20 protein-coding genes are annotated in these 24455 nt (G+C 56.8%); 7 read left to right on the forward strand and 13 right to left on the reverse strand.

Annotated elements, in window-relative coordinates; genetic code table 11:
* Positions 1–29: 29 nt before the first annotated feature.
* The 9 genes from recC to rppH all read right to left on the reverse strand — a co-directional run bounded on the left by recC (position 30) and on the right by rppH (position 10134).
* Complete coding sequence (recC, locus tag E5C26_RS19475; protein WP_135317766.1) at positions 30–3401, reverse strand: exodeoxyribonuclease V subunit gamma; 3372 nt, start codon at positions 3399–3401, stop codon at positions 30–32.
* A gap of 33 nt (positions 3402–3434) precedes the next feature.
* The gene (locus tag E5C26_RS19480) at positions 3435–3776 is read right to left on the reverse strand and encodes a prepilin-type N-terminal cleavage/methylation domain-containing protein (RefSeq protein ID WP_135317767.1); all 342 of its coding nucleotides are present in this window, start codon (positions 3774–3776) and stop codon (positions 3435–3437) included.
* The gene (locus E5C26_RS19485) at positions 3766–4212 is read right to left on the reverse strand and encodes a YgdB family protein (protein ID WP_135317768.1); all 447 of its coding nucleotides are present in this window, start codon (positions 4210–4212) and stop codon (positions 3766–3768) included. Before E5C26_RS19485 ends, E5C26_RS19480 begins: the two co-directional genes overlap by 11 nt.
* Entirely contained in the window at positions 4209–4787 is a 579-nt protein-coding gene (locus E5C26_RS19490; protein ID WP_135317769.1) for a prepilin peptidase-dependent protein, read from the reverse strand. Before E5C26_RS19490 ends, E5C26_RS19485 begins: the two co-directional genes overlap by 4 nt.
* Positions 4775–5281 (reverse strand): prepilin peptidase-dependent protein, encoded by a 507-nt coding sequence (locus tag E5C26_RS19495; RefSeq protein ID WP_135317770.1) that lies wholly within the window; start codon positions 5279–5281, stop codon positions 4775–4777. The genes E5C26_RS19490 and E5C26_RS19495 overlap by 13 nt, the downstream gene beginning before the upstream one ends.
* Before the next feature lie 198 nt (positions 5282–5479).
* A complete protein-coding gene (thyA, locus tag E5C26_RS19500; RefSeq protein ID WP_135317771.1) occupies positions 5480–6274 on the reverse strand; it encodes a thymidylate synthase in 795 nt (264 codons plus the stop codon).
* A gap of 7 nt (positions 6275–6281) precedes the next feature.
* A complete protein-coding gene (gene lgt, locus E5C26_RS19505; RefSeq protein WP_135317772.1) occupies positions 6282–7154 on the reverse strand; it encodes a prolipoprotein diacylglyceryl transferase in 873 nt (290 codons plus the stop codon).
* A 193-nt stretch (positions 7155–7347) separates the two neighbouring features.
* Positions 7348–9594 carry a phosphoenolpyruvate--protein phosphotransferase gene (ptsP, locus tag E5C26_RS19510; RefSeq protein WP_135317773.1) on the reverse strand — a complete coding sequence of 749 codons (2247 nt, stop codon included), beginning with the start codon at positions 9592–9594 and terminating at the stop codon, positions 7348–7350.
* 12 nt (positions 9595–9606) lie between these two features.
* Positions 9607–10134 (reverse strand): RNA pyrophosphohydrolase, encoded by a 528-nt coding sequence (gene rppH, locus E5C26_RS19515; RefSeq protein ID WP_012146527.1) that lies wholly within the window; start codon positions 10132–10134, stop codon positions 9607–9609.
* A gap of 696 nt (positions 10135–10830) precedes the next feature.
* On the opposite strand from rppH, the gene mutH reads away from it, so the two are divergent.
* The 4 genes from mutH to E5C26_RS19540 all read left to right on the forward strand — a co-directional run bounded on the left by mutH (position 10831) and on the right by E5C26_RS19540 (position 13953).
* Positions 10831–11517: a DNA mismatch repair endonuclease MutH gene (gene mutH / locus E5C26_RS19525; protein ID WP_135317774.1), complete on the forward strand. Its 687-nt coding sequence runs from the start codon at positions 10831–10833 to the stop codon at positions 11515–11517.
* Between the two features lie 95 nt (positions 11518–11612).
* Complete coding sequence (locus tag E5C26_RS19530) at positions 11613–12329, forward strand: TerC family protein (RefSeq protein ID WP_135317775.1); 717 nt, start codon at positions 11613–11615, stop codon at positions 12327–12329.
* 168 nt (positions 12330–12497) lie between these two features.
* A complete protein-coding gene (locus tag E5C26_RS19535) occupies positions 12498–12716 on the forward strand; it encodes a YgdI/YgdR family lipoprotein (protein WP_135317776.1) in 219 nt (72 codons plus the stop codon).
* 196 nt (positions 12717–12912) lie between these two features.
* Positions 12913–13953: an NADP(H)-dependent aldo-keto reductase gene (locus tag E5C26_RS19540; protein WP_135317777.1), complete on the forward strand. Its 1041-nt coding sequence runs from the start codon at positions 12913–12915 to the stop codon at positions 13951–13953.
* Positions 13954–14006: 53 nt separating this feature from the next.
* Here the strand turns inward: E5C26_RS19540 and lplT are convergent, their stop codons facing one another.
* From lplT to E5C26_RS19555, 3 genes are all read right to left on the reverse strand, one after another.
* Entirely contained in the window at positions 14007–15203 is a 1197-nt protein-coding gene (gene lplT / locus E5C26_RS19545; protein ID WP_135317778.1) for a lysophospholipid transporter LplT, read from the reverse strand.
* Positions 15203–17356, reverse strand: a complete 2154-nt coding sequence (gene aas, locus E5C26_RS19550) for a bifunctional acyl-ACP--phospholipid O-acyltransferase/long-chain-fatty-acid--ACP ligase (RefSeq protein WP_135317779.1) — start codon at positions 17354–17356, stop codon at positions 15203–15205. The genes lplT and aas overlap by 1 nt, the downstream gene beginning before the upstream one ends.
* A 694-nt stretch (positions 17357–18050) precedes the next feature.
* Positions 18051–20309, reverse strand: a complete 2259-nt coding sequence (locus E5C26_RS19555; protein ID WP_135317780.1) for a molybdopterin guanine dinucleotide-containing S/N-oxide reductase — start codon at positions 20307–20309, stop codon at positions 18051–18053.
* Positions 20310–20528: 219 nt separating this feature from the next.
* Here E5C26_RS19555 and galR point away from each other — a divergent pair, with 219 nt between their 5' ends.
* The 3 genes from galR to E5C26_RS19570 all read left to right on the forward strand — a co-directional run bounded on the left by galR (position 20529) and on the right by E5C26_RS19570 (position 23127).
* Positions 20529–21548 (forward strand): HTH-type transcriptional regulator GalR, encoded by a 1020-nt coding sequence (galR, locus tag E5C26_RS19560; protein WP_135317781.1) that lies wholly within the window; start codon positions 20529–20531, stop codon positions 21546–21548.
* Between the two features lie 57 nt (positions 21549–21605).
* Positions 21606–22616, forward strand: coding sequence for a LacI family DNA-binding transcriptional regulator (locus E5C26_RS19565; RefSeq protein ID WP_135317782.1), 1011 nt, complete (start codon positions 21606–21608; stop codon positions 22614–22616).
* Positions 22617–22824: 208 nt separating this feature from the next.
* Complete coding sequence (locus E5C26_RS19570) at positions 22825–23127, forward strand: helix-turn-helix domain-containing protein (protein ID WP_135317878.1); 303 nt, start codon at positions 22825–22827, stop codon at positions 23125–23127.
* A gap of 31 nt (positions 23128–23158) precedes the next feature.
* On the opposite strand, the gene lysA is transcribed toward E5C26_RS19570, so the two are convergent.
* Entirely contained in the window at positions 23159–24421 is a 1263-nt protein-coding gene (lysA, locus tag E5C26_RS19575; protein ID WP_135317783.1) for a diaminopimelate decarboxylase, read from the reverse strand.
* Positions 24422–24455: the final 34 nt, after the last annotated feature.

Genomic DNA, 24455 nt, shown 5'->3' on the forward strand with positions numbered 1-24455 from the left:
TCACGACAATCAGTACCACCGGGGGATTGTTACCCAAGGTTATGCCGTGCCACCGGCAACAGATAACGCTCTGTTTCGGCCAGAATTTGCGCTAAATAAATATTATCCAGTTGGCGGAATACCCGCTGTACATAGGGATCCTCGCCTTCGCCCGGAATACGTTGATCGCCCTGCCAGATTTGCAATAGCTTGGCCTTGGCCTTGATTTGTACCTCTTCATCCCAGTCAATCTGCTGCGTCTCCGCCTGATAGCACTGGCTCAGCCACGCCCAGCCGCTTTTGTTCAGCAACAGTAACGGCTGACACAGGCCGCGCTGATAACCCGCCACCAGTTCAGCCAATTGCTCGCGGGCCTCTTCCACGCTTAATGCGGCAAACCGCCAGACAGCCCCTTTGCGCCCGTAAATGCGACTTTCGCCGCTGCCCCCGACGCAGCAGTACACCAGATGTTCCAGCCACAGCAATATGCCGTCGACGGCCGATAAGGTTGATGGCCGCCAGCGCAGCAGCCCATCGCCTTGTACCTGATGTAGCCAGCCGCTGATGCGCACACCGGCAATGTCGATATCCAGTTCCAGGCTGTGTCCTTCGCTACGTTCGGCGCGGACCTGTTCGGCCAGCTCGGTCATCTCTTCTTGCTGTTTCTGCCAGTAAATTTCACCGAAGGGGCCAAATGGCAACCCGCCGGCGGCACGTACCCGCTGAAACAGACGGTTGGCGTCTTCCCCTTCAATCAGGGTGTTCAGCAGTTGGCTGTTGAACTGATAACGGCTGAGGTTATCCAGGGTGAAGGGTTCTTCATCTGGCAGTTCGGTTTCTTCCAGGATGAAACTGACGCCCAGCCGCAGTTGGAAGAAGGCGCGGATCGGGTGGCGGTAGAAGCGCAATAAATCGTCCAGCGAGATCTGAGTTTTCTCATCCGGCAACAGGGGCTGATTAAACGGCGGATGCGCCGCACCGCGCCGATCGGCGGCAGGCAACCATTCTGCCGCATAGCTTTGATCCTCGGTGTCGGGCTGAAAGTTCTCGGCGGCAAACGGCATGCGTGAATGCCAGTTAAGCAAATATTCACCCACGCGCCGTGCGCTGCCATCAGCGTCCAGATGTTCATCGCCCGGCAGACAATAACTTTGCTCCAGATACTCCAGCAGTTCGGTCACCAACACCGAGGGATAACGCTCGCTGTTATCCTGAATGGAGCGGCCAATAAAGCTGATGTACAACCGTTGTTGCGCCGACAGAATCGCCTCCAGGAACAGGTAACGGTCATCATCCCGGCGGCTGCGGTCGCCGCGTTTGACCTGTTGCGCCATCAGATCAAAGCCTAGCGGCGGTAGAGTGCGCGGATAAACCCCGTCGTTCATGCCCAGCAGGCAAACCACTTTGAAGGGGATAGAACGCATCGGCATCAGCGTACAGAAGTTGATTTGCCCGGCCAGGAAACGCTGGCTGATGCGTTCCTGATCGAGGCGTGCAGCCAACTCATCCCGCAGGATAGACAGCGGGACCTCATCGGGGTAGCGCGCCGCCAGCCCGAACTCGAACAGTTTGTTCCACTCCCGCTCGATCAGTGCCAACACCACTTCCGTTTCGCCGTCCTGCTCAAAGAAGGTCTCAAGCAGTTGGCGACACAGTGGCTGCCACTCCGGCAAACAGCGCGCCTGCCCCAGTCGTTGCCGCCAACGACTCAGCGCCGCCAGCAGCTCCGCCAGTTGCCCGGCCAGTTCGGCTACCAGCCCGCTCGACTCGTCATAGGGTAAAACGCCCTGCCAATCACCGGCATTGCTGTCCATCGCGTAGCCCAGCAGCATGCGCGTAATGCCAAATTGCCAGGTATGCTGGCCGGTCGCCGGTAGATCCAATTCACGCACGTTGTCGTCATCCAGCCCCCAGCGCACGCCAGACTCACCAACCCAGTGGCGCAGCAGGCGTAAGCCTTCCTCCCGAATGGAGAAACGCGCTGCCAGTGCCGGCACCTCCAGCAAAGCCAGTACCTGTTCTGAGGTAAAGCGGCTCTGCGGCAGATCCAATAACGAGATAAACGCCTGGAGCGCCGGGTGCGCCTGGCTGGCTTTTCGGTCAGAAATGGCAAACGGCAGATAGCGTTCAGGCGAGGCGTTACCGAATACCGCCTGAATATAAGGGGTGTAGCTGTCGATATCCGCCACCATCACGATGATGTCCCGCGGCGTCAGCTCAGGATCGTCCGCCAGCATGCTCAACAGTTGGTCATGCAGCACTTCCACCTCACGCTGCGGGCTGTGGCAGGCGTGCAGGCTGATAGACCTGTCGGCCGGATCCAGTCGACGCTTGGTGTCGCTGCTCTCCAGCGTTTCCGGGGTGGTGCCGATCACCGCGCTGTTCTTCAGCTCCAGCATATCGTGCTGAATGCCATGCAACAGATTGTCCGCAGGGATATCCACAAAGGCAAAAACCTCTTGCGAGGATTCAATCTGCGAAAGCAAAAAGTGGTGGTCGCGCCCCAGCTTGCCCCATGAGGCCAACAGCGGGTTTGGCAGGTCTTGCTCGCCGGCGTCGTTAAACAATGCCGAGGCGTTATCCGGATCCCTGAATAACGAATGTTCCGTTTTATCGCGATAGTGCTGTCTTTTGCGGCTCTGTAATTTCGCCAGGAAGGACTGGCTCTGAATGTCCCCCCAATAGTAGCGGCAGGGGTTGGTGAACATCAGATGTATATCGATATGCTTGCCCAGCGCCTGCAGCGCTTCCAGATATACCGGCGGCAAGGCCGAGATGCCGCAGATAAATACTCGCGGCGGCAATCCTTCCGGCGGCTGTTCCGCTTGTTCCAATGCGCTGATAAAGCGCCGATACAGGTTGGCGCGGTGCCATTCCGGTTGCCCCAGTTCCTGGGTGTACTCGACCAACCGCGCCCATAGCGGCGCCTGCCACTGCTGCGCTTCCGCCAGCCCGTCAATGCGTTCGCCTTTCTGCCAGCTTTCCAGCCATTGCGGGCGATACACCAGATATTGGTCAAACAGGTCAGCAACCCGGCCGGCAAGCTGGTGGATCTTCCGCTTGTCGCCGTCGTCGGTGAGGTAATGCTGCAGCGGGGCGAATTCAGGCTGAGTGAGCAGATCGGGCAGCAGCCACATCAGTTTCCAGGTCATGGCGTCTTTGCTGAAGGCGCTCTCTTTTGGGATCCCCGGTAACACCCGGGTAAACATGTCCCAGATGAAGGTGGCCGGCAGCGGGAAAGCGATGTTGGCAGCAATGCCAAACTGTTCCGCCAGCTGCATCTGTAGCCACTGCGCCATACCGGGGCTCTGCACCAGCACCACTTCCTGTTGAAAAGGATCGGCCAATGGCTCTCTGTCTATCAACGCGCTGGTTAACGTTTTCAGCAAATCCAACTGATTGGAATGATAAACCCTAAACATTGGGAGCTCCCTTAAAACAAAATATCTGCCGGTTCACTGACGCATGCAGTACCAACGACTGAGTTCCGCCCACTGCCGTTGGGGCGTTTGTATTCTTACCGTCAGCCGTTGGCAGGCGGCTTGCGGGGTGCTTAACCCGGTCTGACGCTGCCATCCGGGGGCCGGTAGCGGTAGCCCGACGTCCACCCGCCCGGTAGCGGCGAAAACTTCCAATTGCTGATGCGCCAACGACCAGGCCTGTCGATACTGCCACTGACGCTGGAACGACTGCAACAGCACCTGATGATACTGTAACAATCCCAGCAGCGACACCGCGAACAGCAAGGCGGCAATCAGCACTTCCGGCAGGCTGAAGCCCCGCTGGCTACTCCGCACAGTCAGCCTGCTTTTTTTCAGGGCAAAAATCCAGCCAGCCGCCGGTTTCCGCTCTCAGAGCAATGTCGCCCCCTGAACCATCAGGTTGGGTTCGCTGATATAACCGCAGCGGTTCCCCGTGGCTCAACTGCGCGTCACCACGAACCAGCACCATGCCAGCCTGAGCAGATAATTTTGCACAGGCCCGCAGAGCGCCGGTTTGCTGGCACCACCAGTCGTTGGCGACAAGTCTGCCGCGCGTCCAGGGCTGCGCAATACCCCAACTGAGCGCCGAAGCGGCCTGATTATAAGCCTGCAGATAGCGCTTCTCGTCTGCAGCCAGCAGCAAAGCGCTGTCCAGTTGGCGGTGCTGGGCATTCAACAGCATCAACCCCATCACCAACAGCATCATCACCGCCGCCAGGGTGCTGCCTCCCCGCTGCCCACCAGCGTTCATGGCAGCGAGGCCATATTAACCGCCCACTGCAGGCTGCGTTTTATGCCGCGGTCCGCTTTTGAACGGCCACTCAAGGTCAAGGTAGCCCAGCGTTTACCGCTGTCGCCCGCCTTCACCTTGACACTGAAGGCTTCAATGCGCACCTCGTCGTTATCCAGCAGACGTTCCCAACCGCTGCCTCGGCAGTGTCTCACTCCCCGTTGCCCTTCCAGCCTGCCTTGCCGTAGCCGGTAACCGAAGTATCCGGCGTCTGCACCGAGGGTTTCCCAGCGCCCACTGCGGGTGATGTCATAGGCGACTATCACACAACTCCCCACAGCCTCCCCGTCCGCCCGGCTAATCAACAAGGGTTGCCCCTGGCACTGACCGGCACAGAAACCGGCGCGGCGCAGATCTTTCTCAATGCCAAAGGCTAACTGTCGCAGCACCGATTCCAGCCGATAATGCCGACCCACATCGACACTGTGCTGACGCAAGACCGGATAAGTTTTAGCCGCCGCCAACGCAATCAGGCTGCCAAACGTCAGCGCCAGCATCACCTCCGGCAAGGTAAAACCACGCTCTAGGGCTGGCATGTCGCGATCCCTCTCATGCTCACGCCTTCACTGCATAGCCGTAGCCGCCCCTTGGCAGACAGCACCAACCGCAGGCGGCCTGCGCCATTGCTGAGCAAGATGTGCCCGGCCTGCGCATTGTTACGCAGACCATAAAATCCCATATCCTTTTGAGTAAAACCCGCCAGTTGCACGTCCCGATAGCCGGGGCTGAACACATCATCGCCGAGCGCTGCACAATCCACTGGCGCTTCACCACTGCCGATACACCAGGGATCGCCGGTTTTAAACCCCAGCAGTGCCGTGCGGTTGCGCCAGTTGGCGTCAGCCTGTAACCGGGTGAGAAAGGCCAGTAGTTGCTGCGCGGTATGTTCCAGCCGCAAAGCCTGTTGATAATGACGCCAGTGGCTAACCCCCCAGCCGGTCAGCAAGCCTGCCAGGGTTATCACCATCAGCAGCTCAATCAGCGTCATCCCGCGCTGGCCATCAATGTTGAAATTCATCTTGTCGTTCATGACGGCCAGTGTAACCAGGGGCACAACAGGATAAAGACGGCGTTATCCGGCCTGAAGCGCGCCGCGCAACCTTTCTATGAAACTGGCGGGAGAAACCAACAAAATGCGAAGCGGAACGCAGAAACAATCAGGGCGGATCGGCAGAAATAAACAAGGGCGCAACCAGTGCGCCCTTGGGGATCAATCATCGGGTAAAAATCAGATGGCAACCGGTGCCTTGATGGCTGGGTGCGGATCGTAACCTTCGATTTCAAAGTCTTCGAAACGGTAATCGAACAGCGATGCCGGCTTGCGCTTAATCACCAGCTTCGGCAAGGCACGCGGTTCACGGGTAAGTTGCAGCCGGGTTTGTTCCATATGGTTGCTGTACAGATGAGTGTCGCCGCCGGTCCAGACGAAATCACCCACTTCCAGGTCACATTGCTGCGCCATCATATGTACCAACAGCGCATAGCTGGCAATGTTGAACGGCAGGCCGAGGAACACATCGCAGGAACGCTGGTACAGTTGGCAAGACAATTTGCCATCCGCCACGTAGAACTGGAAGAACGCGTGGCACGGTGCCAACGCCATCTGATCCAACTCCCCCACGTTCCAGGCTGAAACAATGATACGGCGTGAATCCGGATCCTGTTTCAACTGGTTCAGCACGGTGGTCAATTGATCGATCTGACGACCGTCCGCCGTGCCCCAGGCACGCCACTGTTTGCCATATACCGGCCCAAGACTGCCGTTTTCGTCGGCCCATTCGTCCCAAATGCTGACGTTGTTTTCCCGCAGATAAGCCACGTTGGTATCGCCATTCAGGAACCACAGCAGTTCATGGATGATCGAACGCAGGTGACACTTTTTGGTGGTGACCAGCGGAAACCCTTCCTGCAAATTGAAACGCATCTGGTGGCCGAATATCGACAAGGTGCCAGTGCCGGTACGGTCGGCTTTAGGGGTGCCCTCGGCGAGCACTTTGTTCATCAAATCCAGATACTGTTTCATTTGTTCCTCACGACAGTTGTTGCTGCGGGCGGCGACGATACGCCCAAATCATCATAATAATACCGGCCACCACCATAGGGACGGACAGGATCTGCCCCATGCTGATTACGCCGTCGAACAGGCCGAGCTGGGCATCCGGCTGGCGGAAAGCTTCGACAATAATACGGAATGCACCATAGCCAATCAGGAACAGGCCGGAGACGGCGCCCATCGGCCGCGGCTTGCGGATAAACAGGTTCAGAATGATAAACAGCACCACGCCTTCCAACAGCAGTTCATACAGCTGGGAGGGGTGACGCGGCAACACGCCGTATTGGTTCAGGATAGGCAACAGTTTCGGATCGGCGGCGGCAAGCGCCACGTCTTCTGCACGCGAGCTTGGGAACAGCATCGCCCATGGGGTATCGGTAGTCACACGGCCCCAGAGTTCACCGTTGATAAAGTTGCCCAGGCGACCGGCGCCCAGGCCGAATGGGATCAGCGGGGCGATAAAATCAGAAACCTGGAAGAAGGTACGTTTGGTGCGGCGAGCGAACCAGAACATCACCAGGATCACCCCCATCAAACCGCCATGGAATGACATGCCGCCATCCCAGACTTTGAACAGATAGAGCGGGTTTTCCATGAACAGCGGCAGGTTGTAGAACAACACATAACCCACGCGCCCACCGATGAACACACCGAGGAAACCGGCGTACAGCAGGTTCTCTACTTCATCCTTGGTCCAGCCGCTGCCGGGTTTGTTAGCCCGGCGTACCGCCAGCCACATGGCAAAAACAAAGCCAACCAGGTACATCAGACCGTACCAATGCAGAGAAACCGGGCCGATCGAGAAAATCACCGGATCAAATTTAGGAAACGCCAGATAGCTATTGGTCATCTATCACCACAACATGTCTATTATTCTTCCCCATCCGGGGGCGGCAGGTGCCAAACGCGGTGAAACTCAGCGGGAACACTATTTTTCCGTGGCTTTCAACGCAGTTGAGGAAGCGGATAATAGCATAAGCTTAACCGCCTCCGGACTGGCACGCCGGGAAAAGTTCTGTAAAAAAATCAGTCAGCCCGCGGCCTTACTTGCCGCCGCGGATCAAACCGCCCATACCACGACGTTCCATAAATGCCGCCACCTGATGGCGCACTTCGGTGGTCATTTGGGCGTTAAGCACCCGCTGGGTCAGCACTTCGGCGTCGGACAGCTCAATGTGTCGCAGCAGATATTTTATCCGCGCCACGCTGCGGCCATTCATGCTCAGGTTGCGGTAGCCCATCCCCACCAGCAGCAGAGCACCCATAGGGTCACCGGCCAGTTCACCACACAGGCTGACCTGCAGCCCGACGGCCCTGGACTGAACGGCTATCAGCTTCAGCACCTGCAACATGGAAGGATGAAGGCTGTCGTACAGTGAAGCCACCCGGGTATTGTTGCGATCTACCGCCAGCAGGTATTGGGTCAGGTCGTTGGTCCCCACCGAAATAAACTCAACGCGCCCTGCCAGATGCGGGATCATGAAGATCATCGAAGGGACTTCCAGCATGATGCCCAATTTGGGTTTGGGGATTTCATACCCCAGTACCTCTTCCACTTCCCGCCCTGCGCGGTCGATCAACCTGCGTGCCTCGTCGATCTCCTCCAGGCTGGTGATCATCGGCAGCAGTATGCCCAGATTGCCGGTACCGGCATTGGCGCGCAGCATGGCTCGCACCTGGATCAGGAAGATCTCCGGTTGATCCAGGGTAATGCGGATACCACGCCAGCCCAGGCACGGGTTTTCTTCGCTGATCGGCATATAGGGCAGTTGTTTATCGGCACCGATATCCAGCGTGCGTAGCGTCACTGGCTTATTCGGGTACATCTGCAACATGCCCTGATACTGGGCGACCTGCTCCTCTTCGGAAGGGAAGCCGCTCTGTAGCATAAAAGGAATTTCGGTACGGTACAGACCAACGCCATCAACCCGCCCGCCCAGCAGCTTTTCATGTTCCGGGCTGAGGCCGGCATTAAGCATTACCTGAACTCGCTCGCCGCTTTTGAGCTGGGCCGGTTGCTCAACGTCATCTTCCGCCAACCTGCTTAATTCCAGCTCTTCGCTGATCAGCCGTTGGTATTCCTGCACCAGCACCGGTTCAGGGTCGACCAAAAGCTCGCCGCGATAGCCGTCGACAATCAGCAGCCGCTGGCTGAGCAGCGCAGGCTGAATATCCGCGCCCATCACCGTCGGTACGCCCATCGCCCGCACCAATATGGCTGCATGGGAGTTGGCGGCACCGTCGCGCACCACCACGCCGACCAGCCTGTCCTGCGGCATTTCAGCCAGCAGAGTCGCGGTCAGTTCATCGGCAACCAGCACAAAACGCGCCGGCCACTGGGTAGCGCCCTGGGTGGTGTCATCGAGATGGAATAGCAGACGCTGGCCGAGCGCGCGCAGATCGCTGGCGCGCTCACGCATATAGGTGTCCTGCAGGCTGGCAAACTGGGCGGCAAAGACTTCGATCACCTGTTTAACCGCCCATTCCGCCACGGAACCGGCATCAATCTCGGCAAAGAGTTCGCGTTTGAGGCGAGCGTCGTTGAGCAGGTGAGAGTAAAGATCGAAGATCGCCGCGCTCTCTTTTTGCGAGCTGGCGGCAAAGCGCTTGCTGAAACGGCGGAATTCCGCGCCGGCTTCTTCAAGTGCCTGAGTCAGGCGTTCGCGCTCGCTGGCGGTATCAAGCGTCGAGGCTTTGTAAACCTGATCGAGAGACGGCTGGCTGCTGTCCTGCCAGCCTTCAGCTACCGCGACGCCCGGCGATGCCGCCAGTGCACGAATGCGCGTCTGACGATACTGACCAAAAATGGCGTTAAGCTGTGACTGCGAGAGGATCCCGGCCATTTGCGTGGCCAGGGTCACCATGAAGGATTCTTCGCTTTCGTCAAACTGGCGCAGCTCACGCTGCTGCACCACCAAGACACCCAGCAACTGGCGGCGATGAATGATCGGCACGCCGAGGAAGGATCGGAAACGATCCTCTTTCACCTGGGGAATGTATTTGAAGCTGGGGTGGCTCTGCGCGTCTGCCAGGTTAATCGGCTCTGCACGGCGTCCGACCAATCCGACAATACCTTCATCAAATGCCAGTGCGATAGCGCGCCCACGCGGTTTTTTTAACCCGCGTGTCGCCATCAGGTAATAGCAGCGGCGGTCGTTGTCCGCCAGGTAGATGGAACAGACTTCTGTATCCATTGCCAGACAGGTTTCATTGACCAAAAGATCCAGCGCATCTGTCAGACTGGCCGCCGCGGCCACCTTCTCAACAATTTCTCGCAAGCGCGTGAGCATAGTCGGCTTAACTTAACCTCTCTTCCGGCGATAAGCGGGGGTCTGCCGCTGTGCTGCCTGCTCCTGCATCGGCATCACGGTGACGGCGAATTCTTTCATCACCCGGCGGTAAACGTCGCGTTTGAACGACACCACCTGGCGCACCGGATACCAAAAACTCACCCAGCGCCAGCCGTCAAACTCCGGCGTGCTGCTGCGTTGCATATTGATATCAGCGTCATTGCACATTAACTGCAACAGAAACCATTTCTGCTTTTGGCCGATACAAACCGGCTTTGTGTCCCAACGCACCAAACGTTTTGGCAATTTATAGCGCAACCAGTTGCGGGTTGAGGCCAGGATACGCACATCCTTTTTACTCAGCCCCACTTCTTCGAACAGCTCACGGTACATTGCCTGTTCTGCGGTTTCACCAGGGTTAATCCCACCTTGGGGAAACTGCCAGGAGTGTTGACCGTAACGGCGAGCCCACAGGACTTGCCCCTGACGATTACAGATTACGATACCAACATTCGGGCGGTAGCCATCATCATCGATCACCGGACTACCTCGATAAGCTTAAATTCGCATAGATACCCTGATTGTTTCACACAAGCTACAGGCGGTAAACCACTGCTTTGCGGCGCTGCAAACCGGATAACATTGGGATAACTCACAGATAATGGCAAAGTTATAAACATGCGGAAGGATTTACACCGGGTTTTATTCACTTTTTCTGTGGATAGGTATGTGAAGAACTCAAGGGATAAGCCGGTAAAACTCTGGTGAGCCTAAAAACCCCGGAAATATAGAAACCACATTAATCATTTAAAAACATATATATATGTAATTATCAACAGCCCTATACAGAGTAAAAATGTGATCTATGTCCGTTTAGGATCTTACCCTGGCGAAAGATCCACCAACGTCGTTTTTATCCACAGATTATCCGTATGAGTTACGCACAAAACGGACAATTTCGCAAAAAAGTGCCTGCGTCAAGGCTGTAAATCGAACCAGTGATCGGTAAAAATTTGGGTTATCCCATAAATCTGTGGATAAATAGGTGTAAGATCCTGTTTATTGTCGGTGGCTACAGGTGCACAAGCGTCAGCCGGAATTTTTCCTCTGTCGGGGGAGAGAGAAAAAGTCATGGAAAATCATGCTACTATTATTCTTTTCCCCAGTCCTTTCCGGTCAAAGTTCTCTGTGGACAAATACAGTACGTTTTTCAACCAAATCTAACAGGCTTGTATTATGGCGTTTTTATCTCCTTTGCCCCCTCCTCCAGAAAACGAACAACAGCTGTTTGAAAGGGCACAGCGGCTTGCCGGCTGTCACCTGGGCGAACTGGCCGAAGGTGCGCGATTGGCTATCCCCAGGGATCTGAAACGTGATAAAGGCTGGGTTGGCATGCTGCTGGAGCAGTATCTTGGCGCCATGGCGGGCAGCAAACCGGAGCAGGATTTCCCCGAGCTGGGTATCGAGCTGAAAACCATCCCGATAGACGCCGCCGGCAAACCACTGGAAACCACCTTCGTTTGCGTAGCCCCCTTAACCGGCAACAGCGGTGTCACCTGGGCCAGCAGTCATGTACGCCATAAGCTGGCACGGGTGCTGTGGATCCCGGTAGAAGGCGAGCGACAAATCCCGTTGGCGCAGCGACGTATCGGCTCACCGCTGTTGTGGAGCCCAAACGCCGAAGAAGAAGAGATGCTGCGCCGCGACTGGGAGGAACTGATGGATTTGATCGTGCTCGGCCACGTAGAGCGGATCACCGCCCGCCATGGTGAAGTGCTGCAACTGCGTCCCAAAGCGGCCAACAGTAAGGCCCTGACCGAAGCTATCGGCGAACAGGGTCAGCCGATCCTCACATTGCCGCGCGGGTTCTATCTGAAAAAAAGCTTTACTGGCGCATTGTTGGCAAGACATTTCTTCATCTGATCACTTTTGTTTAGGCCGCGTTTAGCTAACAGTGTCGCTGTATCAATAAACGCGTATAATTCAGCCTTTGTTTTTTATTAGGGTGTGGCTCGACAATGTTTGAGTGGATTATGGATCCCAATGCCTGGTTAGCGTTAGGTACGCTGACCATTCTTGAGATCATTCTGGGTATTGATAACATCATTTTCCTTTCGCTAGTGGTGTCCAAGCTGCCAAAAGCGCAGCAGAACAAGGCTCGCCGCATCGGGCTGGCCGGCGCAATGTTAATGCGTCTGGGGCTGCTGGCCTCTATCGCCTGGGTGATCCGTCTGACCCACCCGCTGTTTAGCGTTATGGACCACAGTATCTCGGCACGCGATCTGATCCTGCTGCTGGGTGGGCTGTTCCTGATTTGGAAAGCCAGTAAAGAGATCCATGAAACCATCGAAGGCTCAGAAGAAGAGCACAACACAAAGGTGCACGGCTTCTTTGGCGCCATCGTGCAGATTATGCTGCTGGATATTATTTTCAGCCTGGACTCGGTGATTACCGCGGTAGGCCTGTCCGACCATCTGTTTATCATGATGGCGGCGGTAGTGATTGCCGTTGGCGTCATGATGTTTGCCGCCCGACCTATTGGCGAGTTCGTTAACCGCCACCCTTCGGTGAAAATGCTGGCGCTGGCGTTCCTGATCCTGGTGGGCTTCACCCTGATGCTGGAAAGCTTCCAGGTACATGTACCGAAAGGTTATATCTACTTTGCGATGTTCTTCTCAATGTCGGTCGAAGCACTCAACCTGATGCGCAGCAAGAAAAAAACCGTCTCTGAGTAATTCCCCACGGGAGTGCGCGCCAGCCACTCCCGTTATTATTTTCCGCAGCCCTGCTTCAGCGTCACTTTCTCTTATCAAGATAAAGACTTATCTGAAACACAGCGCATCTATAGTTTGCTAGTCTTAGAAGAAGCTTCTTTTTTGCATATATAACTGAGGATCCGCAGGATGAAAAAGTGGGTAATGGCAGTGTCTGCGTTGGTCATCGCCGCCGGTTTGGCGGGATGTTCCAGCGATTACGTGATGGCAACCAAAGACGGCAATATGATCCTGACTCAGGGTAAGCCGGAGATTGATAAAGATACCGGCCTGATCAGCTATAAAGATGAAAAAGGCAACAGCCGCCAAATCAACGGCGATCAGGTTTCACAGGTTATCGAACGTTAATCCCCCGTCGGCTATCGCGCAGTACAAGAACGATAGCCTTCCCCGCACTGAATCCTCTTTCCCCATCTTCTCGGCTTGGTTATAGTCGGCAAAGGCAGTACACCACCTTGCAGGTTGTTTGCCACAGCCTGCCCTTTGGCTCCTGTTTCACCGGGCGGTTCAGCCCGTAAGCGCTAACATGAAAGGAAGGCCGTTAATGCAATACCACCGTATTCCCCACAGTTCTTTAGAAGTGAGCGTGCTGGGACTGGGCACCATGACCTTTGGCGAACAGAACAGTGAAGCCGATGCCCATGCGCAACTCGACTATGCATTAGCCGCTGGCGTCAACCTGATCGACACCGCAGAGATGTACCCGGTACCGCCCCGTCCTGAAACCCAGGGGCTGACCGAGCAATACATCGGCAGTTGGATCAAGGCACGCGGCAACCGTGAGAAGATAGTGCTGGCCAGCAAGATTGCCGGGCCGGTGCGCGGCACCGACAGCAGCATCCGCCCACAGCAGGCGCTGGATCGCAAAAATATTCGTGTCGCGCTGGATGCCAGCCTGAAACGACTCAACACCGATTATCTCGATCTCTACCAACTGCACTGGCCACAGCGCCCGACCAACTACTTCGGTCAGCTCAATTATCAATACACCGACGATAAAGCCACCGTCACCCTGCTGGAAACGCTGGAAGCGCTGACCGAGCAGGTGCGTGCCGGTAAAATCCGCTATATCGGGGTGTCTAACGAAACACCATGGGGCGTGATGCGTTACCTGCAACTGGCTGAAAAACATGAGTTGCCGCGCATCGTTTCGATTCAAAACCCCTATAGCCTGCTGAACCGCAGTTTTGAGATTGCCCTGGCGGAGATCAGCCAGCACGAAGGGGTCGAACTGTTGGCTTATTCCAGCCTGGCGTTCGGCACCCTGAGCGGCAAATATCTGAACGGCGCCAAACCGGCCGGTGCGCGCAATACGCTATTCACGCGCTTTAACCGCTACTCTGCGCCACAAACGCAGTTGGCGATTGCCGAGTATGTCGCGTTAGCCAAAAAGCACGGGTTGGATCCGTCGCAGATGGCACTGGCGTTTGTGCGCCAGCAGCCGTTCGTTGCCAGCACTCTGCTGGGGGCAACCACGCTGGAACAGCTGAAAACCAACATCGACAGTTTCGATGTGGTATTGAATGAAGACGTGCTGCAGGGGCTGGAAGAGATCCACACCCGCTTTACTATTCCGGCACCATAAAAACACGTCCTGCGCCATAAATAAGATGGGGCGCCTCATCAGCGCCCCATCCGTTATTTTGCCCGCCGCTGCGACAGCCACAGCGCGCTAATCGCCAGCGCAAACACCACACCAAAGCCAATCCCCACGCCGACCACCGGCACGCTGACTTTAACGGCCAGCGAATACAATCCGAGCATCAGCAACATGGCGGTGTTTTCCCCCAGGTTCTGCACCGCGATCGCATTGCCCGCACCCACCGAATTTTTGCCCCGTTCCTGCAACAGCGCATTCAGCGGCACCACAAAAAAGCCGCCCAATACGCCGATAATCAACAGCAGCGCATAAGCGTTAAACAGAGTGGTTTGCAGCGCGAATATCGCCACCGCCACGCCGATCAGGATCCCGGCAGGCATACAACGTTTCACCGTCTCCAGCGTGACGAAACGCGCGGCGGCGCCAGCACCTATCACTATCCCGACCGCCACCATGGCATTGAGCAGCGTCGGCGTGGCGTTGTCGGCGATACCGAGCGCCACCGGTACCCACAGCACCAACAGGAAGCGCAGCGTGACCCCGGCTCCCCAGAACAGGCTGGTACCGATCAATGAAAAGCGCGTCTGGCCGTCGCGCCACAGCACCACACAGGCGTTGAAGAAAGCCCGCGTCATGGCTCGCGGCGTCCAGGAAACGGCAGGATGTGCCGCAGGTAAGCGTGGAATATACAAGTTGGCTATCACCGCCGCCGCGTAGACCACCGCACACACCGCCAGCGCCGCCACAATGTGCCAGTCCGCCAGTACACCGCCAGCTACCGATCCGATCAGGATCGCGGCGATGGTGGAAGCCTCCATCAGGCCGTTGGCCTTGACCAGCTTTTCACCGCTGGTGATCTCACCCAGAATGCCGTATTTGGCTGGTGAATAGGCTGCTGCCCCCACGCCGACCAGGGTATAGCCGAGGAAGGGATTAAGCCCGAAACAGATAACCAACGCACCGGCCAGCTTCAGGCCGTTGGCCACCATCATCACCCGGCCCTTGGCGAAGCTGTCGGCGACCTGGCCGACAAAGGGCGCGAGGATGATATAGGTGGCAACAAACGCCATCTGCAGAATCGGTTGGCTCCAGTCGGGGTAGAGCTGCTGCTTGATCAATGCCAGGGTAGCGAACAGCAGCGCATTATCACCGAATGCGGACAGAAACTGGGCGCAAATGACGGCGATCATGCTGCGTGAAAGCAAGGGTGAATCAGTATGCGACGTCGGGTTCATCAATGAGTCTCCGGCTGTTCAGCCATGTTACGCAGGGTCACAAAATCCGGCTTACCGCTGCCCAGCACCGGTAAGGTTTTCAAAATACGGATATCACGCGGCACCATCAGCTCAGGGCTGCCCAATTCCCGCGCCACCTTCAATAAGGCTTCACGGGTGATGCCGGCGTCGGTGGTAAACAGCACCAACGCCTCGCCTTTACTGCTGTCGCTTTTTACCGTGGCGGCATGCTGGGCTTCCGGCGCGACATGCTGCGCCAGCAGCTCAACGCTTTCCAACGAGACCATTTCCCCTGCCAGTTTGGCAAAGCGCTTCACCCGGCCGCGGATCACGCAGTACCCCTGCTCGTCCAGGCTGACAATATCGCCGGTATCGTACCAACCCGGCTGCAGGTTGCCGTGTTCATCTTCCGCCGCCGGTGGCTCCAGTTCGCCCGGACGTTCTACCCGCAGATAACCTTTCATGATGTTAGGCCCCTTTAACTGCAAACGCCCGCCGTTATCGATGCCCGGCACCTTCATCAACCGCGCCTCCATATTCGGCATAATACGGCCGACGGTACCCACCTTGGCCGCCAGCGGCACGTTGATCGACACCACCGGCGCGCATTCAGTCACCCCATAGCCTTCCAGAATACGGATGCCGTATTTGTCCTGATAAATCTGTTTGGTGCTGTCCGCCAGCTTTTCCGCACCGGCAACCACATAACGCAAACGGGCAAAATCATACGGGTGAGCGAAACGCGCATAGTTATTGAGGAAGGTAGCTGTGCCGAACAGTACGGTGCAATTGCGATCGTACACCAGCTCCGGAACCACACGGTAATGTAGTGGGCTGGGATAAAGGAAGATGCGGCTGCCGGTCATCAGGGGGGTCAGCAGCCCGACCGTCAAACCGAACGAATGGAACAGCGGCAGCGATGACATAAAGCGGTCACGCGGGGTGAAATCAGCGATGGTCCGGATCTGTTCAACGTTGGCCAACAGGCTGGCGTGAGAATGCACCACGCCTTTCGGATTACCCTCCGAACCCGAAGTGAACAGGATCAACGCCGCATCGCCAGGCTGTTGTGGCAGCATGGCCCGTGCCGGTTGCAACAGATGACGCAGGATCCACAGCTTGTCCGCCAAAGTCACCGTATCTTTCAGATCCTCCAGGTACACCCAGTGGGCCTCCGGCACCTGCTCAGGCAAATGGGTCAGCTTGCCCTTTTCCAAAAACTGTCGCGACGTGACGACAGTTTTGAGGCTGGCGGCGGTCATGGCGCTTTTCAGGCCTTTGGAACCGGCGGTGTAATTGAGCATCGCCGGAATGCGGTTGCGCAGTGAAGCGCCAAAAATAGCCGCTACGGTGATGGTCGCGTTCGGCAATAACATGCCGACATGTTCGCCCTCGGCGGTAAAGCGTTGCAGAATGCGGCTGACGCCCAGCGCTTTCTTGGTCAGCGTCCGGTAACTGTCCTCCTTGAAGTTAATATCCTCGATGCACGGCTTGCTACGGCCATAACGGTGCTGCGCCGCCAACAGAGCCTGAAACAGCGTCTGCGGCTCACGGGTATCCATCCGCGCCTGCATCATGATTTGGTGCAGCCGATCCCCGGCCAACGCACGGCGATCGCGGGCGCGTGGCGCTACCGGCATCGGCAACGAGGTCGGCGGTAAAATACGGATGCTGATCTGCGGGAACCAGCGGATCTTGAACACCCCAGCCATACGGCCAAAGGGGCTGAACTCGGCGCCATCAAGCCGTATCGGCACCAGGGTCGCCCCCGATTTGGCGGCGATAAACGCGGCACCGTCATAAACCTTCATCAGCGAACCGGTAACGGTAATGCGCCCTTCGGGAAACACCACTACCGGCCTGCCCTGTTCCACCGTGCGCACCAGTTGCTTGATGGCCATGGGTTTGGTCGGATCGAGTGAGACGAAGTCGATATAGGGCCGCAGCCAGCGCATAAACCAGCGATCACCAATGCTGGCGTAGACGGCAAATACCGGTTTGATCGGCAAAAACAACGCCAGCAAAACGCCGTCGAGGAAGGAGATATGATTGGGCGTAATCAGCAGCTTTTGCTGGTCGAAATGCCGGACGTCGCCCTCGACACGTACCCGGTACAGCAGGCGGAACAGCACCCGCAGTATAGAAAAGATCATGCCCTTCTCCCCTTGGCCAAGATGAACGTAAATGGTTGTAGGGAAAAGAATACTATATGGCAGGCAAAAAAAAACCTACGCATCCGCGTAGGTTGGTGCAATTGAAAATGGCTTCAACATACAGAGTATGCTGATTTCTCACCAATCAATACCTCTGGGATCACCTACTCTAGAGAGGTAGCGATTAAGAAACTACCGACCAATCGCAAGAGTTTTGCTCTAAATGCAACCAGCTGTAAATTTCCCGCATTTTTCGGAAATAACTCAATGAAACTTAAACAGTCCTGGGACAGGAAAATACAAAATCGGATTTTGTGCAGGCGGGGTGGCTGGGTTTTTGGCAAAAAAAAACCTACGCATCTGCGTAGGTTGGTGCAAATTAATATGGGTTCAACAACAAGTTGCTGAAACTCACCAATCAATACCTCTGGGACGTTCAATTTACCCCGTGTCGACAAAAGCCAGCCAGCAGGCAATCGCAACATTGAGGCGCAAAGTGTAACCAGCTGTTTATACCCGTCGCCTTTCAAGCCGCAGCGTTGTTATCTGCACTCGCTCACCCCAGTTACTTACTAAAGTAAGCGCCTGGGGATGAGCGAGTTGGTCGCCTAGCTGTGCTGTACAGGGATGTACAAATGCCGCGAGCGCATGGACGCGCTAAAGCGGCCAACTTGAAATTCATAGGGTATATTACCTATCGGACGCTCACCTCGACCAGACAGCTCATGGCATTCGGCCCCTGAGTCAGCGGCGAGGTACCAATATCCAGGGTTAATACGTTCGGATTGCCGGACTGTTCCACCTGCAGTCGCTGGCTGCCGAAGCCCGGATCAAACCAGGCACCGGTGGCCATCACGACCACACCCGGAGTGACGCCGTCGGTAATAGAGACGCCCGCCAGGCAACTGCCACGCGCATTGCTGACCAACACCTCAGCGCCATCGGTAATAGCGCGTTTTGTCGCGTCCTGCGGGTGCATATACAACGTTTCGCGCCCGGCGGTTTTATTGCCCTGTGCCAGGGGGGCCGGGTCCATCTGACTGTGCAGGCGGTCACTCGGTTGGACGGAAATCAGGTGCAGTGGCCACTCTTTGGCCTGCGGCGCCCCCAGCCATTCGACCGGCGGCTGCCACTGCGGGTGCGGTGCAAAATCGGTGTAGCGATAACCGGCAATTTTCTCGCTGAACAGCTCAATCTTGCCGCTCGGGGTTTGCAGCGGGTTGGCCTGCGGATCGGCGCGGAAGTCGTCAAAGAACACGAATTCTTTCGCCGGTGCCGGCAACTCGACATAGCCTTTACGCCAAAAATCCTCGAACTCGGGCCATTCCACACCGGTACCGGCCTGCGCCTGCCCACACTGCTGATAGATAGATTCGATCCAGGCCCGTTCGTCGCGGTTTTCGGTGAACTGTTCGCGGTAACCGAGTCGCTCTGCCAGATCGGCAAAAATATCAAAATCATTTCGCGCCTGATGCTGCGGTGCAATGGCCTGATGCATCGCCAACACGTAGCGATCGCGCGATGAACCACCGATATCGTTACGTTCCAGCGAGGTGGTTACCGGCAGCACGATATCCGCCATTTTAGCGGCCGGTGTCCACCAGATATCCTGCACAATCACCGTATCCGGCTTCTGCCAGCCTTCCACCAGCCGGTTTAACTGTTGGTGATGATGGAACGGGTTACCACCGGCCCAGTGCACCAGATGGATATCCGGGTAATGCAGCGTCTCGCCACGGAACGGGTAGGGTTCGCCCGGTTGCAGCAACATGTCACAAATGCGTGCCACCGGGATCGCCAACCCGCAAGGATTAGGGCCCACCGGCATCATTGGCCCTGGCGTATCCACGCGCGGGTTGCCAACGCCATTCATGGAACCGTGGCCAAACGAGAAGCCGCCGCCCGGCAGCCCGACCTGGCCGAGCATCGCCGACAGGGCAATCATCATCCAATAGGGCTGTTCGCCACGGTGAGCTCGCTGGACGGAATAGGAACAGGTGATAAAACTGCGCACGCCGATCAGCTGTTGCGCCAGCAAGCCGATGCGCGCCGCCGGGATACCAGTGATCGCACTGGCCCACTCCGGCGTTTTCGCCACGCCGTCATCGGTGCCGCGCAGATAACTCGCCAGTTGGTCATAACCGGCACAGTGGCTATAAAGGAATGCTTCGTCCTGCGCACCCCGACGCTGAATTTCATACGCCAGTGCCAGCATTAACGCCACATCGGTATTCGGGCGGATCGGGATCCATTCAGCATTCACAAATGCCGGGCAGTCATCGCGCATCGGGCTGATGTTGATCACCGGGGTGCCTTTCTGCACCAGCTTTTGCAACCAGGGTTTGAGCGAGTGTTCCGCCGCACCACCAGACGATACCTGGGCATTTTTCAGCGCCAACCCACCGAAGGCGATAAACAGTTCACAGTGCTCAACCACGCTCGGCCAACTGGTGACTCGCCCGGTCAATGGGGTGAAGGTACCGATCACATACGGCAGGAAAAACTGCGCTGCACCCCAACTGTAGTTGCCTAACTGATCAACACCGCCGCCACCGCCGAAATAAAAACGCCGCACCAGCGAGCGCGCATGATGCAAACGCCCGGCGGATGACCAACCATAGGAGCCGGTAAACAGGCCCGAGGGGCCGTAGCGATCGCGCACGCGGCGGTTTTCTTCCGCCACCAAGTCGAGCGCCAGATCCCAGTCGACTTCAACAAAATCCTCGCGGCCACGCAGCGTGCGATCGCTGCCCTCACGCTTTTGCAGCCAGGAACGGCGTACCGCCGGCTTGCGGATCCGTTTGTCGGAATAGGCCATCGGCACGATGGAGTCGAGCATCGGGGAAGGATCCGGATCGCCTGCGAACGGCTCACAGCGGATAAGCCGGCCGTCTTCAACCACGGCGGTATACGCCCCCCAGTGAGCGAGTTGCGGGTAACGTTTAATCGACATGCGGTTCTCAAACAAAATTGGATGCACAAAAGTAACATTAGCTGCCGTGCGCCACCAAAGCACAAATGGCTCTATTACTGAGCTACCCAGGTCTAAGCACAGAATAAATCGCCCATATCTGCAACAGCCGCCACAAGTTGCGATCGCCAGCGCTTGCAGCCCCGGGTTTTTTCCGCAAGACTGAGGAATGTAAGCGATTACCCAGGATGTATGACAGATATGGCTACCATAAAGGATGTTGCCAGGCTGGCGGGTGTTTCCGTGGCCACGGTATCCCGCGTAATAAACCATTCCCCGAAGGCCAGCGAAAGCTCACGCACCGCCGTGCTGGCCGCGATGGAACAACTGCAGTACCACCCAAACGCCAACGCCCGCGCGCTGGCGCAGCAATCGACCGAAACGCTGGGACTGATCGTCTCGGACGTCTCCGATCCCTTTTTTGGCGCTATGGTCAAAGCGGTCGAGCAGGTGGCCTACGCGACCCACAACTTCTTGCTGATTGGCAACGGTTACCATGAGGCGGAAAAAGAACGCCAGGCGATTGAACAATTGGTACGTCACCGCTGTGCCGCACTGGTAGTCCATGCCAAAAAACTGACCGATCGTGAGTTGAGCGGCTGGATGCAGCAGATCCCGGGCATGGTGCTGATTAACCGCACGCTGCCGGGTTTTGAATCGCGCTGTGTGGCGCTGGACGACCGTTACGGTGCCTGGTTGGCGACCCGCCATCTGATTCAACAAGGGCACCAGCGTATTGCCATCGTCTGCTCCACCCACCAAATTTCCGACGCCGCAGACCGTCTGCAGGGTTATCTCGATGCGTTGCAGGAGCATGGCATCGCGGTAGATGAAAGGCTGATTGCCTACGGCGAGCCGGACGAAATCGGCGGTGAACAAGCGATGACCGAGTTGCTCGGGCGCGGCAAAAACTTCACCGCAGTGACCTGTTATAACGATTCAATGGCCGCAGGCGCACTCTCGGTACTGAGCGACAACAGCGTGGATGTGCCGAGCCAAATGTCGTTGATTGGCTTTGATGACGTACTGATCTCTCGCTATCTGCGCCCCCGCCTGACCACCATCCGCTATCCGGTGGTGGCCATGGCGACTCAGGCCGCCGAACTGGCACTGGCGCTGGCCAATAACCAGCCGCTGCCGGAGATCACCAACATGTTCAGCCCGACGCTGGTGCGCCGCCATTCGGTAGCCAGCATCAACAACGTTTACGAGCAGAACTAGCCCAATGCTAGACTGAGCATTATTTGCCACAGCGGATGTTGAAGGGGTAAGCCATTGATGATCACCATGTTGGATGTTTCCATTCGCGCGGGGGTATCTAAAGCCACGGTTTCACGCGTGTTGAATGGCACCGGCCAGGTGAAAAAGAGCACCCGTGACGCGGTGTTCAAAGCCATGGACGATCTGGGTTATCGCCCGAATTTCCTGGCCCAATCGCTGGCAAATAAAAGCTCCAACAGTATCGGGCTGGTGGTTTCCAACTTCGATGGCCCCTACTTCGGCCGCCTGCTGCGCAAAGCCGCCAAGCTGATCGAGGCCAGCGGCAAGCATCTGATTGTCACCGACGGTCACGACACGCCGGAAGACGAGCTACAGGCGGTGCAACTGCTGGCCGATCGCCGCTGTGACGCCATCATCCTGTATACCCGTTTTATGTCCGAGCCCACGCTGATGAAGCTGTTGGACAGCCTGCCGGTGCCGATCATGGTGATCAACCGCGATCTGCCACAAGCCCGCGCACGCTGTGTGTCCTTCGAACAGCAGGAAGCCGCCTTCCATGCGGTGGATTATTTGATTCAGCAAGGGCACCGCGAGATAGCCTGCATTACCGGGCCGATTGCCACGCCTACCGCCCAGGCTCGGTTAGCCGGTTATCGGCAGGCACTTGAGCATCACACCATTGCCTTCGACGACGCCCGCGTAGCCTATGGTGACAGCAGCGTACAGAGCGGCCATCAGGCTGTGCGTAGTTTACTGAGCAGGGGGAGCGGCTTTAGCGCCCTGTTCGCCTGCAATGACGACATGGCGGTCGGCGCAATGAAAGCATTGCACGATGCGGGCAAACGCCTGCCGCAGGATGTCTCACTGTTCGGCTTTGACGACGAACCCAGCGCCGCCTATTTGCAACCGGCGCTGTCTACCGTTTATCTGCCGATCGACGTGATGATCGAAGCCGCCATCAGCCAGGCTTTCCGCCTGATTAAAGGGGAGGATATACAGCCACTCACTCCTTTCACCGGTGAACTTCGGCTGCGGGAATCCGTGGTACCCGGCCCCTACGCCAACTGACTTGTTTGGGCGCTGCCGCCGATTGCGCGCCGCGCCGCATTTCCTCCGCTTCGATTTTCTTTCCCCGCCGGTTAGCTGCATATTATTGCCACAATAGCCTTTACACTATATAGCACAAAAGCTATATTTGGAGCGTCGCATGTGGCAGGTCGTGACCGTCGAACGATTCGACGACTGGTTTTTATTTGGCAACCCAGAGATAAAGCAAATGGCCAAGCCTTTAGCAAACCTGATCGATAAACTTGACCCTGCCGTGGTTGAGGCAGCGAGACAAAAAGCGGACAAGGAAATTTTTGAGCTGCGGCTGGCGATGCTGCGGGAAGAACTGGCGGTCTCTCAGGTGGAACTGGCGAAACGGCTGGGTATCAGCCAGCCTTCGGTCGCCAATCTGGAAAAGCGCGGCAGCGAAATCAAGCTTTCATCGCTGAAACGTTATATTGAAGCCATGGGCGGTACCTTGTCGCTGGAAGTCCAGCTTCCCAACGGTCAGCATCGGCGAATGACGTTGTAAAACGGCGCAGCACCGAACTGCGCCCAAATCATCAGATCAATTCCAGTGCAATCAACTCTTCAATGGTCTGGCGGCGGCGAATCAAGCGCGCTTCGCCGTTCTCAAACAGCACCTCCGGCAGCAGCGGACGGCTGTTGTAGTTCGATGACATTGACGCGCCATAGGCACCGGTGTCATGGAACACCAGATAATCACCGACCTGTACCGGCGGCAGTTCGCGGGTTTCAATGCCACCACCGGCCTGTTGGGTAAAGACGTCACCGGATTCGCACAACGGCCCGGCAATCACGGTATCGCGCAGCGGCTGGTTGGCGGTATCGCGGCCATCGGCCGGCAGCAGAGAAATATGGTGGTAACTGCCGTACATCGCCGGACGCATCAAATCGTTAAAACCGGCGTCCACCAGCACAAAGTGGCGGCTGCCCATGTCTTTCACCGCGCGCACCTCGGCCACCAGCACCCCAGCCTCCGCCATCAGGAAGCGCCCAGGTTCAATCTCCAGACTCACCGGATGACCCAGGTGGGCGGCAATGCGCTCACGGGCACTGTTCCACAGGCCAAAATAGTGTTCGGTATCAATCGCCTCTTCACCGTACTGATAAGGGATAGACAGGCCGCCACCGGCAGAGATGGCGCTGATATCCTGACCGAGATCGATCACCTGCTGCACCATGGCATCACACACCCGCTCCAGATGCTGGTAATCCACGCCCGAACCGATATGCATATGCACGCCAATCAGTTTCAGGCCGTACTGTTGAATTTTCGCCACCGCCTGCGGTAAATCGGCATACCAAATACCGTGCTTGCTGTTTTCGCCGCCGGTATTGGTTTTCTGACTGTGGCCGTGACCAAAGCCAGGGTTGATGCGCAGCCATACCGGGTGCTCAGCAGAAACCTGGCCCAGTTGCTCCAGCATGTCGATCGAACCGACGTTAACCGGAATTTTCAATTCGCTGACGCGTGCCAGGGTCGCGTGATCCAGCACATCGGCGGTAAACACGATCTCACTTGGCTCACCACCCGGCTGGAAACCGGCCTGCAGCGCACGCTCAATCTCCCCCAGCGACACCGAGTCCACCTTGACGCCCTGCTCACGCATCAGGCGCAGAATATGAATATTCGAGCAGGCCTTCTGGGCAAAACGAATCACATCAAAATGACGCAGCTGGTTGATGCGCTCGCTAATGATAGCGGCGTCATAGGCCCATACCGGGCAACCAAAGCGCTCGGGCAAGGCCAACAGGTTAGCGGCATTAAGGGCGGTAGTGGTGTCGTGCAGAGCGCGTGGCATGTTGAGATTTCCAAGTAAGATTCAGTTGCTTTAT

The sequence above is a fragment of the Serratia proteamaculans genome, assembly GCF_004684015.1.
Taxonomy (GTDB): domain Bacteria; phylum Pseudomonadota; class Gammaproteobacteria; order Enterobacterales; family Enterobacteriaceae; genus Serratia; species Serratia proteamaculans_F.